At 63.4% G+C, this 15,500-nt stretch carries 15 protein-coding genes; all 15 read left to right on the top strand.

All coding sequences use genetic code 11. The annotated features are described in order from the left end of the window. The first annotated feature begins 2 nt into the window (after positions 1-2). A complete protein-coding gene (gpW, locus tag BES08_RS07320; RefSeq protein WP_069707991.1) occupies positions 3-230 on the top strand; it encodes a gpW family head-tail joining protein in 228 nt (75 codons plus the stop codon). Next, positions 227-1,942 (top strand): phage portal protein, encoded by a 1,716-nt coding sequence (locus BES08_RS07315; RefSeq protein WP_069707990.1) that lies wholly within the window; start codon positions 227-229, stop codon positions 1,940-1,942. The genes gpW and BES08_RS07315 overlap by 4 nt, the downstream gene beginning before the upstream one ends. 90 nt (positions 1,943-2,032) lie before the next feature. Next, the gene (locus BES08_RS07310) at positions 2,033-3,337 is read left to right on the top strand and encodes a S49 family peptidase (RefSeq protein ID WP_069707989.1); all 1,305 of its coding nucleotides are present in this window, start codon (positions 2,033-2,035) and stop codon (positions 3,335-3,337) included. A gap of 12 nt (positions 3,338-3,349) precedes the next feature. Beyond that, positions 3,350-3,832 carry a hypothetical protein gene (locus tag BES08_RS07305; RefSeq protein ID WP_069707988.1) on the top strand — a complete coding sequence of 161 codons (483 nt, stop codon included), beginning with the start codon at positions 3,350-3,352 and terminating at the stop codon, positions 3,830-3,832. 35 nt (positions 3,833-3,867) lie between these two features. Continuing rightward, positions 3,868-4,983, top strand: coding sequence for a major capsid protein (locus tag BES08_RS07300; protein ID WP_069707987.1), 1,116 nt, complete (start codon positions 3,868-3,870; stop codon positions 4,981-4,983). Between the two features lie 58 nt (positions 4,984-5,041). After that, positions 5,042-5,347 carry a hypothetical protein gene (locus BES08_RS07295; RefSeq protein ID WP_069707986.1) on the top strand — a complete coding sequence of 102 codons (306 nt, stop codon included), beginning with the start codon at positions 5,042-5,044 and terminating at the stop codon, positions 5,345-5,347. 7 nt (positions 5,348-5,354) lie between these two features. Next, positions 5,355-5,720, top strand: a complete 366-nt coding sequence (locus BES08_RS07290; RefSeq protein WP_069707985.1) for a hypothetical protein — start codon at positions 5,355-5,357, stop codon at positions 5,718-5,720. After that, on the top strand, positions 5,717-6,337 hold the full coding sequence (locus BES08_RS07285) for a hypothetical protein (RefSeq protein WP_069707984.1): 621 nt from the start codon (positions 5,717-5,719) through the stop codon (positions 6,335-6,337). The genes BES08_RS07290 and BES08_RS07285 overlap by 4 nt, the downstream gene beginning before the upstream one ends. After that, positions 6,337-6,903 carry a hypothetical protein gene (locus tag BES08_RS07280; protein WP_069707983.1) on the top strand — a complete coding sequence of 189 codons (567 nt, stop codon included), beginning with the start codon at positions 6,337-6,339 and terminating at the stop codon, positions 6,901-6,903. Before BES08_RS07285 ends, BES08_RS07280 begins: the two co-directional genes overlap by 1 nt. A 708-nt stretch (positions 6,904-7,611) precedes the next feature. Beyond that, positions 7,612-8,382, top strand: a complete 771-nt coding sequence (locus BES08_RS07275; RefSeq protein ID WP_069707982.1) for a phage tail tube protein — start codon at positions 7,612-7,614, stop codon at positions 8,380-8,382. 13 nt (positions 8,383-8,395) lie between these two features. Next, positions 8,396-8,872, top strand: coding sequence for a phage pre-tape measure protein (locus BES08_RS07270; protein WP_069707981.1), 477 nt, complete (start codon positions 8,396-8,398; stop codon positions 8,870-8,872). A 23-nt stretch (positions 8,873-8,895) separates the two neighbouring features. Next, positions 8,896-9,114 (top strand): hypothetical protein, encoded by a 219-nt coding sequence (locus BES08_RS07265; RefSeq protein ID WP_069707980.1) that lies wholly within the window; start codon positions 8,896-8,898, stop codon positions 9,112-9,114. Between the two features lie 4 nt (positions 9,115-9,118). After that, positions 9,119-13,315 carry a peptidoglycan DD-metalloendopeptidase family protein gene (locus BES08_RS07260; protein WP_069707979.1) on the top strand — a complete coding sequence of 1,399 codons (4,197 nt, stop codon included), beginning with the start codon at positions 9,119-9,121 and terminating at the stop codon, positions 13,313-13,315. Further along, positions 13,315-14,691, top strand: coding sequence for a hypothetical protein (locus BES08_RS33580; protein WP_069707978.1), 1,377 nt, complete (start codon positions 13,315-13,317; stop codon positions 14,689-14,691). The genes BES08_RS07260 and BES08_RS33580 overlap by 1 nt, the downstream gene beginning before the upstream one ends. Next, the gene (locus BES08_RS07250; RefSeq protein WP_069707977.1) at positions 14,688-15,497 is read left to right on the top strand and encodes a phage BR0599 family protein; all 810 of its coding nucleotides are present in this window, start codon (positions 14,688-14,690) and stop codon (positions 15,495-15,497) included. The genes BES08_RS33580 and BES08_RS07250 overlap by 4 nt, the downstream gene beginning before the upstream one ends. The last annotated feature ends 3 nt before the right edge of the window (positions 15,498-15,500 follow it).

The raw sequence follows: 15,500 nt of genomic DNA, 5'->3' as shown, positions 1-15,500 counted from the left end.
TCATGCCGACGCTTGCTGAACGACTTGTAGAAGCTGAGACCGCTTATCACTCGTTGATGACCGGCACGCTCGCCCGCGTCTACGTTGATCAGAACGGCGAGCGTGTCGAATACGTCGCAGCGAACGCGAGCAAGCTGCAGGGTTACATTCGTGACCTGAAGCAGCAGATCGCTGACCAGGCGACCGGTTGTCAGACCTACAATGGCCCCCTCAGGCCGTTCTTCCTGTGAGCGACGAGTTCACCGATCTGCTGGCCCGAGAGGTCGCAGCGCCGCCTGCCAAGGCTCTGGTCCCTGCCGTGGCAGGCGGCGAAGTGGCTCTCGGTGCCTTCGAAGGCGCTGACCGCTTCAACAGCACCATCGCGCTGTGGGACTCGCCGCTGAAGTCGGCTGACCTGGAAATCTTGCCCGAGAAGACGACGGTTGATGGTCGCGCCCGTGACATGCTGCGCAATGACGCATTCGTCCAAGGCGGTGCCAATCTCCACAAGGACAACATCGTCGGCAGTCACTACCTGCTGAACTGCCGCCCGGCGACCCGGGTGCTGCTCGGCAAGGACGACGACCTCTGGGAAGAAGAGTTCCAGGAAGAAGTCGAGGCCAAGTGGGAACTCTACTCGGACTCTCCTGAGAACTGGATCGACGCCGCCCGGACGAATAATTTCACGTCGCTGGTCCGCATGGCAGTCGGCATCCATCTGATGGGCGGCGAAGTGCTAGCCGCTGCCGAATGGACCACGGACGACGGCTCGCCTTACAGCACCGCGATCCAGATGGTCGACCTCGACCGCCTGTCCGATCCGAAGGACATGACTGGCTGGCGCTGGATTCAGTCGCCCGACCAGCGCGCCGGTGTGCGGTACAATCGCCGCGGTGCGCCGGTGTCGTACTTCGTCCGATCGGCCCATCCGAACGATTACGGACCGGTCGATTTCGCGCCTCCCAAATGGGACGAGATCGACCGCACCAAGCCGTGGGGCCGCCTGCAGATGATCCACCTGTTCGAGCAGGTGCGTCCGGAGCAGACACGCGGCATCACCGAGATGGCTGCAGCCCTCAAGGCGATGAAGATCACGCACACGTGGCGCGACATCACCGTGCAGCACGCCGTCACCCAGGCGATGTATGCTGCGGCGATCACGTCCGAACTGCCAACTGCCGACATCCTCCAACGCATGGGCGGCGATTCCCCGGAAGCCGCGCAGGCAGCCATTGCGGCGTATGCGCAGGGCTACATGGGTGCCGTGGGGCAGTACGTCGGGAAGGGCGGTATCGCCATCGACGGCGTCAAGGTGCCGCGCCTGTTCCCCGGCGAGAAGTTCGAACTGAAGTCGGCAGCCGGTAACGGTCCGCTGGGCAGCCAGTTTGAGCAGTCTCTGCTGCGCTACATGGCTGCAGCAATCGGCGTGTCCTACGAGCAGCTGAGCCGCGACTACACCAACACGAACTACTCGTCTGCCCGCGCCTCCATGGCCGAGACCTGGAAGTTCATGCAGGCGCGCAAGAAGCTGATCGCCGATCGCTTCGCCACGATCATCTTCCGCCTCTGGCTGGAGGAAGCGATCAACGCAGGCGACATCGAGTCCGCCAAGCGCTTCCGGATCTACAATCCCCCGCGCCCGGGCCAGCGCTACGGCCGTCTGAACAGCAACTTCGACGCACTGTCGCGGTGTGACTGGGTTGGCGCATCGCGCGGCCAGATCGACGAACTCAAGGAAACGCAGGCCGCGGTGCTCCGCATCAACAATGGCCTGTCGACCGCCGAGGACGAACTGGCCCGTCTCGGGAAGGACTGGCGCAAGGTTTACCGCCAACTCAAGCGCGAAATGGCGCTGCGCGAGGCGCTGGGGCTCCAGTTCATGGCGACCGATCCCGCGACGATGGCTGCGATGAACGCGCTGTCGGCGACGCCCAGCGACGAAGGAGACAGCCCCCGTGGATAAGCAGGTTGAAGGCTGGGGTGGCACCAAGCTGCCCACCAAGGATGACATCGAAGGTTGGGGTGGCGACATCTCGGCAGAAGGGTTCGGCGGATGAGTAACCCGCTGCTCGCCCAGTTCGCCGATCAGCCGGTGATGATCGCGCCCGACATGCTCGGGCAGGTCAAGGCGCACCTGGCTGCCGGTATGGCACACCCCGATTTCCAGAAGCTGATGGGCGAACCCATGGCTGCCGCCGATGACGGCTTCTGGCCCGAAACCGGTTCGTGGATGGCGCACTATCGCCCGTACTCCGTCGTCAACGGGATTCTCCAAATCCCCGTGCGCGGAATCATGCTCAACGAGTTCCCGTTCGCGACTAGCTGGGCGACTGGCTACGAGTACATCTGGCGTGCGTTCGAGCGTGGCCTGGCAGACGGCACCGTTCGCGGCATTGCGCTGATGATCAACTCGCCCGGTGGCCTCGTTTCGGGCAACCAGACTCTCGTTGACAAGATGTATGCGCGCCGCGGCGAAAAGCCGATCCGCACCATCGTCACCGGCGGCGCCTACTCGGCGGCCTACAACATTGCCGCCACCGGCGAAATCTGGGTCTGCCGTGAAGGCGGTGTCGGGTCGATCGGCGTAATGACCACGCACATCGACTGGTCGGCCTACAACGAGCGCGTCGGCCTCGATTACACCTTCATCTTCGCTGGCAAGCACAAGGTCGATGGCAACCCCGAAGAACCGCTGTCGGCTGACGCGAAGGCGCGCATCCAGTCGCGTATCGACGAACTCTACAAGATCTTCGTGTCCTCCGTGGCACGAGGCCGAGACATGGACGAACGCGACGTTCGGGACACCGAAGCGCTGACGTTCACCGCCTCGGAGGCAACGTCAAACGGTCTCGCCGATCACATCGGCAGCCCGGAGGACGCCATGTCCGCATTCGCGGATTCCCTGGACGAACCGTCCGACAACAATGGAGACGAAGAGATGACCACTCCGGTCGAGACGGTCGACAAGGCCGTCCACGAACAGGCGGTTGCCGACGCTCGCGCCGCTGGCGCTGCCGAAGGTTCCGCCGCCGAGCGCACCCGCATCACCGCGATTCTGGGTTGCGAGAACGCCGCAGATCGTCCCGCTGCCGCACTGGCCGCTGCGATCGACACCGACCTTTCGGTCGAGCAGGCGAACACCTTCCTGGGCAAGCTCGGCAAGGAAACTGCCGCCGCCCCGGCACCGACCGGTCAGCAGCAGCCCGGCACCTTCGCTGACGCGATGCAGACCGGCAACCCTGAGGTCGGCGCGAGCCCGGCCAACCCCGACACCGCGAACGACGACAGTGCCGACAGCGTGCTCGCCCTCGGCGCGGCGCTCGGTCTGCAGGGCTTCACCAAGCCCTCGGCCAAGTAAGGAGAACGACCCATGGCTTCCTCCACCATCAACACCTCGTACCAGAACGCGGGTGTCCGCGGCGTCCCCGACTTCCAGGTCATGGACACCTACATCGACAGCAATCTCGTTGCGGGCGCCGAACCGGCGATCCAGCAGCCCAAGCGCATCCTGCTCGGCGACTCGCTCAATCTGGCGCAGTTCACCGTGGTCGGTATCAGCGGCGGCAAGCTGGTTCCGGCAACCTGGAACGCCACTGTCGCCAACGGCGTCAAGCCGATCGGCGTCCTCGTCTATGCGGCGGTCTCGGGCGCGAACAACACCACCATCTACGGTGAAGTGTTCCTGACCGGCTGCTTCAACGTCGGCGAGAACGACGCCGGCGCCGACAGCCCGCTCGTCTGGGATGCGTCGTTCGACACCCTCGCCAAGAAGACCCAGTGGGCCGGCCTGCCGCACTTCAACGGCAACCCGAACCTCCTGTTCCGCAGCCGCCTGCAGCGCGACGCCTCGTAATCGGCGACCGGCTCCACTAGAAGGAATTCTGAAAGATGACCATCTACTCTCCCGCTCCCAACGCGCCGTATCAGCCGTGGAGCACTCACAAGCTGCTGGGCGTGTTCCGCGACATGCGCCCGGAGACCTGGTATTTCGGCCAGTTCTTCACCGGCGGCCAGATGCGCTCCACCGATGAGTGGATCGACTTCGAGAAGCTGCCGATCCGCAGCCGGTCGCTCGCGCCCTTCGTGCGCCCGATGGGTCGCGGCAAGGGTGCCCTGAAGGACCGCGTGCAGGGTTTCCGCTTCAAGCCGGCGAACATCGTCGCCGAAGACGCGGTCGATCCGTTCCGCCCGCTGTCGTTCGCCCCCGGCATCGACGTGTCCGCGCTGCACATGAACCTCAACAACATCTCGCCGATGCAGCGCAAGGAGCTGATCAAGGCGCAGATGGTGCAGGAGTTCCAGCAGCAGGTCATGCGTACCTGGGAATGGATGAAGGCCCGCGCCATCATCGACGGCAAGGTCACCTGCAACTACCTGGATGGCACCTCGGTCGAAGTCGATTTCCAGCGCGACACCGATCACACCGAAGTCCTCACCTCCGGCAACTACTGGGGTGACTCCGGCGTGTCGCTGCTGGATCACGTCCAGCGGATCAACGACACCATGGTCAACGCCGAGTTCGGCGGCGCCCTCCAGCGCATCACCATGGGCGGCTCGGTGGCGTCGATCGTGCGCCAGGACAACGAGATCCTGGATCACATGGACCTCAACGTGAAGGGTGGTGTCCACGTGATCGACCGTTCGATCGCGTCGGCCGACAAGGTCTATAAGTTCGGCGAGCTGTTCATCGGCGGCGCGTCGGGCCAGACCGTCGAACTGTGGGTGAACAACGAGGAGTACACGGACGCCGCTGGCAACCGTGCACGCTACCTCGGCGACAACGAGATCGTCGCCACCGGTTCGCCCACCTCGATCAACGGCTGGGAATGCTTCGGCATGATTGTCGACGAGGACGCGCAGTACCAGGCGCTGCCGCTGTTCCCGAAGGACTTCAAGACCGGTGAGCGCACCAAGGTCGAGAACATCTCGGTGGAATCGGCACCGCTGTTCGTGCCGATCAACCCGAACGCCACCTACAAGGCGACCGTGAAGGCTCCGGCCTAAACTTCAACCCGGAACGGCAGGTGAGTTGCGCCTGCCGTTTCAACTTAAAGGTGCTTTTATGGGAACTTCCCGAAGCAATACTGGTGCTCGCAAGGCCGTCGAGAAGGTCTCGCCGAGCCAGCTCGAACGTCCCGAAATCGAAGCCGAAGACGACATCGATCCCGTGTTCGCTCTGTTCAAGGTCACCTACGGCGACGGCAGGACTGCCCCGTCGAAGTCGATCTTCACTCCCTTCTCGGAGACCGAACGAAATGAGCTGCTGGATCTCAAGGCCGTCCGCGAACTCACCGCCGACGAAGCGAAGCTGTTCACCCCCACCGCCGCTGCCTCGACGGCTCCGGCCGGTTCCGACGTGATCGAGTAACACGGCAATGGGCGGCATCCGCGACATCAAGCGTGCTGCCCGGCAGCGCCTGCACACTGCTTTGGCGGTGCGGGCGTTCTACATTCCTGTGACGGGGGCTTCACCGGTCCCCGTCACGGTTCGCATTCATACCAAGTTCGATGCGCTCGGCGACCCGCAGATGATGCAGCGTGCCGACATCGAACCTCAGATCGTATTCCAGGCTTCCCAGCTTCCCGTGAACGGGCTGCGCAACAAAGCAGTCGTGTCGGTCGAGGCAGGTGAGGCGTACCACATTGAAGCCGCCGACCCCGTGGACGATGCCGGCTTCATCACCGCCCGGGTCACCAAGTTGCCCGTCGCGCAGACCACTGGCCTCCCGGTTCCGGCATGAAGTTCGGCAACGAGATCTACGTGGTCGCGCTTGATGGCATCCCGGACACCCGTAGCATTGAGGCAATTCCGGAGCGCATTCGGCGCAACGCGGTCAGGGCCGTCAACTACGCCGCTGGTCGATCGCGCACCCGTACTGCCAAGGAGATGCGAGACCAGGTCAACTTTCCGGCGTCGTATCTGCGCGGCGATGACTCCCGGTTGGCGCTTCGCACGGCCAAGGGTTTCGGCGACGAGGCGTCGATCACCGGGCGGTTTCGTCCGACCAGTCTTGCGCGCTTCGCGACGCGCGGGCGACCGTCGAAACCGGGTGTGACGTTCGAGGTGACTCCGGGCAAAGCGACGCGCAGCAAACGGATGTTCCTCATTCGACTACCGGCAGGTCGCTCCGGTGTGGACACCAAGTCGAACATGGGCGTCGCGATCCGCCTGAAGCCCGGTGAGACGATCGACAACAAGAAGGTCACGCTGCAGCAGATGGGCAAGACAGGGCTCTACCTGCTGTTCGGCCCTTCCGTAAACCAGGTGTTCCGCAGCGTGGCGGGCAGCGACATCCCCAACATCGAGACTGACCTGCAGCGCGAGTTCTCGCGACTGATGGGCACGGAAGGACTCTGATGCCGACCTATACCGAGCCGTTCAAACTGCGGCTGCAAAAAGCACTGTCCGCATGCCTGGCCGAGATCACCCCGGCGAACGGCTTCGTGTCGGACCTTTCGGCGTTTGATCCCGGCGACGGGGTGTTCACGCCGCGCGTCTACCGCGGCCGCGCGTGGTTCGGCGACAATGACCCGCTGCCGATGGTATCGACCCTGGAAGGCGTTGACCCGGCGAGCGAAGTGGCCGAGCCCCCGGCATCGGAGCCGACGTCGGAGTATGACTACGACCTTCTCATTCAGGGCTGGGTGACCGACGACCCGGCGAACCCGACCGACACGGCATACGTCCTGCTGGCTGACGTTCGCCAGAAGCTGGCAGCCGAGGCAAAGCGCCGCCTACCACACGACCGCACGGAGCCGGACATCTTTGGCCTCAAGGCTGCTGGTTCGAGTGCCAGCGAGGTGACCAAGCTGCGGTTCGGCTCGGGCGTCGTGCGGCCGGCTGACGAGTTGTCCAGCACTGCGTGGTTCTGGCTTTCGATCACCGTCCGGATCGTCGAGAACGCCAGCAAGCCATACGACTGAGCGAATCCGTTGGCTAATCGAAGAAATGCGGCGCGTGACGCAGCCATTGCTGCCGGCGAAAAGCAGTTTATGCCGGACTTGCCATGTAGGAACGGTCATTTTTCACCGCGCTTCGTAAGTACATACAAATGCGTAGAGTGCGATCTTGCCAAACATAAACGGCGCAGAGATGAAGTTCCTGCGTTCCGAGCGCGCGCCGCAGAGCGACATAAAACTTGGCGACAAAATAACATTGAATACGCCAAAGAGGCGTCTCGGGAGTGGTATAAGGATAATAAGCCAAGGTCTGCTGAAAAAGCGGCCATCTGGAAACGAGAAAATCGACCCATAGTCAACGCTATTAGGCGCCGCTACTACGCAAATTCTCCTGTGCCCGCCGCGACGACAAAGGCTCGAATGAAGCGTGTCCGCCATGCAACCCCACCATGGGCGGACATGGATGCTATCCGTGAGATATATGCAGGTTGCCCGGGCGGAATGCAGGTGGATCACCGCGTTCCCCTGAAAGGAGTGAACGAGCACGGCGAGCACATCATCTGCGGCTTGCACGTCGCGGAAAACCTACAATACCTCACCGCCCGGGAAAACGCTTTAAAATCGAACCATTGGCCGTGGCCGACCGCCGCCGCATCCGAGAGTGCACCATAACCTTCCGAATGCCTCTAGAATCACGTATTGCGTGAGAAACATGCAAAAGGTGAAAATGAGATGGCAAAGAACTATACCCTTGGACGAGGGAAGGTCTACTTCTCGGCCTTCCGACCCAATACCCAGATCCCGGCAGGATTCAGATATTTAGGCAACACGCCCGAGTTCAACCTGACGATCGACAACGAGACGCTGGACCACTACTCGTCCGACGAGGGTATCCGCCAGAAGGATCGCTCGATCATCCTCGAGACGACCGCAACCGGGTCGCTCACTGCCGACGATATCAGCCTCGAAAACCTCGCGCTGTTCTTCTTCGGCCATACCTCGACGTTGGTCCAGACGGCCGCTACCGCGCAGACCGAGACGATCACCGACGTCAAGCCGGGCCTGATGTACCAGCTGGGCCGGACGACCCTCAATCCCACCGGTGTGCGTTCGATCAGCAACGTTACCGTCGAAGTCGGCGCGACCACCTACGTGGTGAACGAAGACTACACGGTCGACCTGGAACTCGGTCTCATCACCGTTCTCGAAGGCGGCGATATCGTTGCCGATGCCGACCTGGAAGTCACCTTCGACCGTGCTGCGCGCAGCCGCACCCAGGTCATTTCCGGCGACCAGCAGGTGGAAGGCGCCATCCTCTACGTCTCGGCGAACCCCGAAGGCGCGAAGATGGACTACCTGCTCCCCTACGTGAAGCTCGGCCCGAACGGCGACTTCGCGCTCAAGTCGGACGAGTGGCAGCAGCTGTCGCTCAACATCGAGATCCTGAAGCCCGACGACGGCCGCGAGCGCATCTACGTCGATGGCCGTCCGTTCTCCGCATAAGGGATAGGTAGCGATGGGACTGCGTAACCTATCCTTTGCTCCGGCCACGGTCGAGGTCCCCGGCGGTGAATCTTTCACCGTCCGGGGCCTCAGTCCGGACAAGGTGATCACCCTCTACAACCGCCACACTGGGCAGCTTTCGGCGCTCTGGGATTCGCGGGAAAACATCACCGAAGTGCAGGATCTTATCGTCAGCCTGCTTTCCGATGCTCCCGATATCATGGCCGAACTGATCGCCATCGCATCGGGAAGCAAGGTCACCGACGACTTTGTCGAACCCGACACCGAGGTCAATCCGCTCGGTCTCACGGACTACGAGCGCGACGTCGAGGCTGCCCGATCGCTACCGCTTCCGGTCCAGATGGAAGCGCTGCTCAAGATCGGCGAGCTGACCTTCTCGTCGAGCATGCCGCCGGGAAAATTCCTCGCCGTGGTGATCAAACTGGCCGGCAAAGCCACGGCGGCCTTCAGCCAGTCAGCGAAAAGCTGACCCTGGAGAAGTGGGTCTGGGAGATGCGGCGCAAGGTCAGCCTGCTGCTCTCCCAGGGACACTCCGATGCCGGTGAATATCCGCTGGGCTTCCTCGGTGACGAGGCCGCGCTGGTGGTCGAGCGACAGAACGCTCTGATCGCCACCGAAGCCGTCACCATCCAAGCCGCCGCCGCGTCGATCATGTCGAAGAAGGGCGGCGACCATTTCAAGAAACTGCTCAAGCAGATGACGGAGAACTGACACCATGGCAACCGGGCGGCAGACCGACGTTTCGCTCGTCATCCGGGCCAGGGATGAAGGCACCAAGGCCGTCAAGGCGTTTGAGTCCGCGCTTTCCGATCTGCTGTCGACCCAGAAGCAGGTTGCATCGGGGTCGACGAACACCGCGTCGGGCATCACGCAGACGATCAGCGCACTGGCCGGGCTCGACAAGGCGTACAGCCAGATCTCCGGCAGCATCAACCGTGGTGCCGATGCATTTGAGCGTCAGTTGACCTCGCTGGCGAGTAACCAGGCACAGCTTCGCGCTTTGACCCGGCAGCTGGAAGCGGCCCGCGCAGCGCAGAGCAAGATGGACTCCTTCGTCGGCCCGCCGACCCGGGAAGCCATGTCCAGGTATCAGGGCGTTGCCGCCGAGGTGAAGAACCTTGAGGCACAGTACCGCAGCCTTGAGCGTGAAGTGTCCCGACAGGATGCCGGGTTCCAGCGCAGCGCGTCTGACCTTGCACAACTGGAGCGGCAGACCCGACTGGTTGGCGCCGTCACAACGTTCGCAAAGCAGGAATCCGAACAGTACACCCGGTCGCTGGACCGCCAGAATGCCGCGGCAGAGAAGGCTGCAGCACTGCAGGCGTCTATTGCGCGAAGCACCAACGCGACGTCGGGCAAGTCGGCCGAAGACTCGGCAAGCGTGTTCACCCGTGCCGGGTTGACCGACACCGAGCGCGCGATCGCGGCAGTCGAAAAGGAAACCGCTGCCCGAGAACGCGCTGCTCAGGCTGAGCGCGAGTATGCGCAGGCGGTCGAGATGTCGCAGGCCGCCCAGCGCGCTCGCGCTCGCATCGAAGGAAACGGTGGCAGTGCAGGCCGCGCAGGTGAAACCGCACTGGCCGATATGCTGCGGCAAGAAGAAGCTGCGGCGCAGGCTGCTGCGGATGCCGAGGCCGAACTGGTCGACGCCACCGCACGGCTGCGATCGGAACTCAATCCACTAGCGGCCATCCAGGACAAGCTGAACCGCGAACTGGCCGAAGCCCAGAAGCTGTATGATCGCGGGAAGATCAGCGCCACGGAACTGGCGCAGGCTCAGACGCTGCTGCGGAAGCGCGCCGACGATGCTGCACAGTCGTTGGGGCAGCAGAACGTCGGCGGCGGCAAACCGACGCTGTTCGGCCTGAAGCCTTACGAGATGCAGAACCTGTCGTTCCAGTTGAACGACATAGTGACGCAGCTTGCGTCCGGCACCTCGCTGACCCAGACGCTGGCGCAGCAGGGTGGTCAGATCATCCAGATCTTCCCCCGGGCCGGCAGCATGATCGTTGCTGCGCTCGGGAACCCCGCAGTGCTGGCAGCCGCAGCAGCGATCGGCGCCGTGGTGATCGGCCTCAAGGAAGCTGGCGACGAGGCCGAACGGCTTCGCGGTTTCTTGGGCCAACTGGCGGCATCGGCAGATGGTAACTCGTATGGCGCTGGTGCGCTGAACGACGCTGCCGAGGCGCTGGATCGATACGGTTTGTCGGCGGAAGACGCCGTAGCTGCCGTGCGAAAGTTCGTCCGCGAGGGTGTCGACCAATCTCGCATCGAGCAGTTCGGCGAAGCAGCGTCCAATCTCTCCGACGTGATGGGTGTCGATCTGAAGGACGCCGTCAACGAGGTGGCCGATGCGTTCACCGGCGGATACGAGGCCGTCAAGCGGCTCGACGATTCCTACGACTTCCTGACCGCCGCACAGCGCGACCATATCCGCACGCTGTTCGAAGAAGGGCGCGCAGCAGAAGGGCGCAACGAAGCACTCGATATTTTCTCGGCGCGCCAGGAAGACGCGGCCCAGAAGATGCGCGGCCCATGGGCGAGTGCGATGCGGGAACTCTCCGCAGCCTGGCAAGAATTCAAGGAACTGGTCGGCGACACCCAGTGGATTCGCGATGCCGGTTCCGGATTGGCTGGCCTCGGCCGGGACGCTGCTGCGGCCCTGCGGCAGCTTCGCGGTGCGGCCAGTGAGGCCGACGTCACCAAGCAACTGAAGACGACCCGCGACATTATTGCCGGGATTCAGGGCGACCTGAAAGACGCCAGTGCGCTTACCCGTGGCGGATTGCAGGCAAACCTCAAGGTCTTTCAGGACCAGGAAGCCTCGCTTGTCCGGCAGCTGGACACCCTGAAGAAGCAGAACACGGAGTCCGGGAAGCAGGGCGACACGATCGCCCGTCAGTCCCAGTTGTCGCAGAAGCAGACAGGCGACCTTCAGCGCGCCACTGCGGCCGCGAAGGAATCCAAGTCGGTCGCCGAGGCCGAAACGGAAGCCCGTCGCAAGGCGACCGAGTTTGTCGAGAAGGAATTCAAACTCGCCGACGAGGCGACCAAGCAGGCGTATATCGCGCAGGAGGTCGCACGCGCTCGCGAGGCGACCCAGAAGCGCATTTCCGACCAGGCTAAGAAGGAGGCCGACGAACGAAAGCGGGCCGCCGACGAAGCCAAGCGTCTCGCGCAGCAGACCCAGTTCATCGACCCGGTCAGCGGCCGCGTATCATCCGGATACGGCCAGCGAACCGCACCGAAGGCCGGCGCATCGACGTTCCACCGCGGTGTTGATTTCGCCGTGCCGACCGGGACGCAGGTCAAGGCCCCCGCCAAGGGCGTGGTGGTCGAAACCGGCTACGACTCCAAGCTGGGCAAGTTCGTCTACATCGACCACGGCAACAACACCGTCTCGAAGTTCGGCCACCTGTCCGACAATGCCATCGTGTCGCGCGGCCAGATCGTAGAGCAGGGACAGACGATCGGGCGGTCGGGCAACACCGGCAACAGCACCGGCGCGCACCTGCATTACCAGGTCGAGGTCAACGGGAAGGCGGTCGACCCGCAGAAGGGTATCTTCGTCGAGGATGGCCTGGGTCGCTTCAAGACCGACCTCGCGGATGCCGTAGCCGACTACGACAAGGTCGTCGAAAAGCAGCAGGAATTCCTGGATGGGCTCGACCGGGCGAACGCTGCCCGTGAACTCGAGACCACGCAGTTGCGCGACCAGTCCACGCTGACCGGCGACGCGCTGTTGGCGGCCCAGCGTCAGGCCGACATTGAAACGCAGATCGCCAAGGTGCGGGACGATGCGTCGAAGGCTGGTATCGCCGCCGACGATCCGGCGCTGGAACTGCGCATCCAGAAGCTGCGCGAGGTAACCGGGGCCTACTTCGATGCGGCAAACGCTCGCCAGTCGTTCGAGAACCAGCGTCAGAGCGTCGATCAGCCCGTGCAGGATCTCAGCGCGTTGCGGGATAGCCTGCAGCAGCGCATCCAATACTTCGAGGAAACCGGGCAGCGCGGCCTCGCGCAGCAGCTCATGCCGCAGTTGGACATGGTCAACTCCAAGCTGTTGGAGGCGATCAGCAACGCGCAGACGTTCTACTCGTCACTCGCCGGTAACCCGGAAGCGATGGCCGCCCTTGGTTTGACGCAGACGCAGGTCGATACGATCCGCCTCGGTCTAGATGCGTCGGCAGCGGCCGGGCAGAACCTCGGCTACATCATGGGCATCTCCGGGCAGCAGATCGCCCAGGCATTCGCCAGCAACGCCACCGACGCCCTCGACAGCTTCGCCCAGTCGATCGCCAGCGGGGCCAATGCGTTTCAGGCGCTCGGCACGGCATTCCTGCAGTTCGCAGCCCAGTTCCTGCGGCAGATTGCCACCATGATCCTGCAGCAGATCATCTTCAACGCTATCGCCGGGGCAATCGGTGGCGCGGCTGGAGGTGCTTCCGGCGGTGGGGCCACCGGGAGCACCGGTGCCTTCGCCGGTGTGCGCGCACATGACGGTGGCGTGATCGGCAGCGGCTCGCTGGTGCAGACCGACGCCGGGGTGCAAGAGATTTTGAACGTTGTTCGCAACTGGCGCACCGGTTCGGGGCCACGTGCGGTCAACCCATCGTGGTTCTCCGGCGCGACCCGGTATCACACCGGCGGTATCATCGGCCTCGCGCCCAATGAGGTGCCGGTCATCGCCGAAGAAGGCGAGGAGATGCTGACCCGCGACGACCCGCGCCACGTGTTGAACGGCGGCGCGACACCGTCAGGCGGCAGCGGTACGAACATCAAGAACATTGTCGTGTTCGACCCGGCGGCAGCCTTCGCGGAAGCGCTCAACACCAAGCGTGGTGAAAAGGCGCTGCTGACCTGGGTGAAGAACAACCCGACTGCCTTCAACGCTGCAATGGGTGGCCGCTGATGCCCGATTATCCGACCACTGCGCGCCTCTGGCCGTACCAGCCCAACTGGGACGACGGTGTCGATGTTCAGGTGGAATACCGCACGGACATCTTCACGGCGCGTTCCGGCCGGGAACAACGGCGGGCACTGCGCAGCGCACCGCGCCGACAGATCACCTACTCGGTTGCCCTTGATGGTGAGACACGGCAGCGGTTCGTTCGCGATATCCGGACGTGGCAGGGGCGACCGATGTTGCTGCCCGACCCTTTGCGGAGTGCTCGGATTTCGGCATTCGTCCCGGCAGACTCCGACGTCTTCACGCTTCCCGCTATTCCCCACTGGTTGGGCGTCGGCACCGAACTTCTGATCGCCGGGTCACTGCGTCGCACCGTGACCGCTGTCGATGCGGATCTGGCAGCCGTGACGGTCGACGACCATTTCGCCGACGTCCTTGCCGTGGGGACGAGGGTGCAGCCCCTGCTGCGCGGCATCCTCGGCGGCTCCATCTCGGCAGCGCACCCGGTGAGCCGAGTCGCCACCGCGCGGTTGGTGTTTGCGGTCGAGCCGGGCACCGAACCAGCACCGGCGGAAGGTGGGCCGGGCGTCTATATCCACGAGGGCAGGGAGGTCTTCGCCAAACGGCCCAACTGGGTTGATGGAGTAGGGGAAGCCTTCGAGTGGCCGGTGGAACAGGTCGATTACGGCCATGGGCGGGTATCCACTTTTCAGCCGATCGAAATGGGATGGCTGACGCAGACCGCGACGTATCTGAACGTCGGCCCCACCGAGCAGACGGAGATGGAGTCCTTCTATCACCGAATGCGCGGCCGCCGCGGCGAGTTCCTGATGCCAACCTGGACCGACGACATCACGGTTGTCGGGGACGCAGCAGAAGGTTCACCGACATTGCTGGTGACCGGGCTCGATGACGGCGAAACGGGCGCGATCATGATCCGGCTGCGCAGCGGCCGTGTCCTGACGCGGCAAGTGACAGCAACGGCCGGTGGGCAGATCACGGTGAACCGCACTTGGTTGGAAGCCTTCACGGCCGCCGACGTCGCGATGGTGTGCCGGTTGGAGGTTGCCCGGTTCTCGTCCGACGCTCTGACATTCGAGTGGCCGACCACTGTTGCGGCGCAGGTCAAAATCGGCTTCCGGACGCTGGAGCCCCTGCCGGCCGAGAATCCTGTCGAGCCCCTGGACGACCTTTCGCAGTACCTGCTGGAGACGTCATGGGGCGACTACCTCGACCCGCTCGACGATCTCGATTGGGCCGTCAACGTGCGCTATCCGGCGATCCAGTTCGAGGCGTTGCCGTGGAACATGGTGCACGAGGACGTGCTGGACTCGTTCGACTACTTCATCAATTTCACGATCCCGGAGAGCATGGAATGACGTTCGGCGCCTACGAGGAAAGCCGGTCGCTTGGCGAACCTGACGCCCTTTATCGGTTCTCGATCGGCGACACGGTCTACAGCTACACGGATGCCGAGGAAGAGATCACCGTCGATGACGTGGTCTACCTGCCAATCCCGATTGACCGCGGCTCCGTGAACACGTCTGGCACGCTCGATAAGTCCTCGCTTGCCGTCCGGGTGCCGCAGGACAACCCGGTTGCCGACCTGTTCCGCGTCTTCCCGCCATCCGAGGTGGTCGGGCTGGTGATCTTCCAGGGGCACGCGCCTGACGGTGACCTAGAATACCTCGCCATCTGGGCAGGCCGGGTGCTCTCCAGCAAGTGGGAGGACTCCGAAGCGATCCTCGATTGTGAGCCGATCAGCACTTCGATGCGTCGGGCAGGGCTGCGGGTTCGCGACCAGTATCAGTGCATGCACGCGCTGTACGGCCCCAGCTGCCGGGTTTCGCGCCCGGCGTTCACCGTGGCAGCCACTGCGCTCGGCAAGGCGGCAGGCTGGGTTTCATTCGGACCCGGGTGGAACGGCCCGATCGCTGCGGACCGGTTTGCCAACGGCATTATCCAGTGGGGGACCGACCAGAGACAGATCATCAAGGTTTCGGGCAATCAGGTGAAGGTGGCTGGCAGCCTGGCTTCGCTGGAACCGGGTGCGACCGTCACCCTGTCGCGGGGCTGCAACCACAACTCGGAGCACTGCAACGAGTTCGGGAACATCCTGAATTTCGGCGGCTGCAAGTGGATTCCAAAGAAGAACCCGGTGGGCTTTGTGAACAACTTCTACTGAGGT

This window comes from Novosphingobium resinovorum (assembly GCF_001742225.1).
Taxonomy (GTDB): domain Bacteria; phylum Pseudomonadota; class Alphaproteobacteria; order Sphingomonadales; family Sphingomonadaceae; genus Novosphingobium; species Novosphingobium resinovorum_A.
The sequence above is the reverse complement of the archived record's forward strand: the minus strand, read 5'-3'. Positions and strand labels throughout refer to the sequence as shown.

Bases quoted from the DNA above. Each gene is read 5' to 3' on its own strand.
- BES08_RS07275 (WP_069707982.1), top strand. From the start codon at position 7,612: ATGGCAAAGAACTATACCCTTGGACGAGGGAAGGTCTACTTCTCGGCC.
- BES08_RS07290 (WP_069707985.1), top strand. From the start codon at position 5,355: ATGGGCGGCATCCGCGACATCAAGCGTGCTGCCCGGCAGCGCCTGCAC.
- BES08_RS33580 (WP_069707978.1), top strand. From the start codon at position 13,315: ATGCCCGATTATCCGACCACTGCGCGCCTCTGGCCGTACCAGCCCAAC.
- BES08_RS07270 (WP_069707981.1), top strand. From the start codon at position 8,396: ATGGGACTGCGTAACCTATCCTTTGCTCCGGCCACGGTCGAGGTCCCC.
- BES08_RS07300 (WP_069707987.1), top strand. From the start codon at position 3,868: ATGACCATCTACTCTCCCGCTCCCAACGCGCCGTATCAGCCGTGGAGC.
- BES08_RS07310 (WP_069707989.1), top strand. From the start codon at position 2,033: ATGAGTAACCCGCTGCTCGCCCAGTTCGCCGATCAGCCGGTGATGATC.
- BES08_RS07250 (WP_069707977.1), top strand. From the start codon at position 14,688: ATGACGTTCGGCGCCTACGAGGAAAGCCGGTCGCTTGGCGAACCTGAC.
- BES08_RS07265 (WP_069707980.1), top strand. From the start codon at position 8,896: ATGCGGCGCAAGGTCAGCCTGCTGCTCTCCCAGGGACACTCCGATGCC.
- gpW (WP_069707991.1), top strand. From the start codon at position 3: ATGCCGACGCTTGCTGAACGACTTGTAGAAGCTGAGACCGCTTATCAC.
- BES08_RS07280 (WP_069707983.1), top strand. From the start codon at position 6,337: ATGCCGACCTATACCGAGCCGTTCAAACTGCGGCTGCAAAAAGCACTG.
- BES08_RS07305 (WP_069707988.1), top strand. From the start codon at position 3,350: ATGGCTTCCTCCACCATCAACACCTCGTACCAGAACGCGGGTGTCCGC.
- BES08_RS07295 (WP_069707986.1), top strand. From the start codon at position 5,042: ATGGGAACTTCCCGAAGCAATACTGGTGCTCGCAAGGCCGTCGAGAAG.
- BES08_RS07260 (WP_069707979.1), top strand. From the start codon at position 9,119: ATGGCAACCGGGCGGCAGACCGACGTTTCGCTCGTCATCCGGGCCAGG.
- BES08_RS07285 (WP_069707984.1), top strand. From the start codon at position 5,717: ATGAAGTTCGGCAACGAGATCTACGTGGTCGCGCTTGATGGCATCCCG.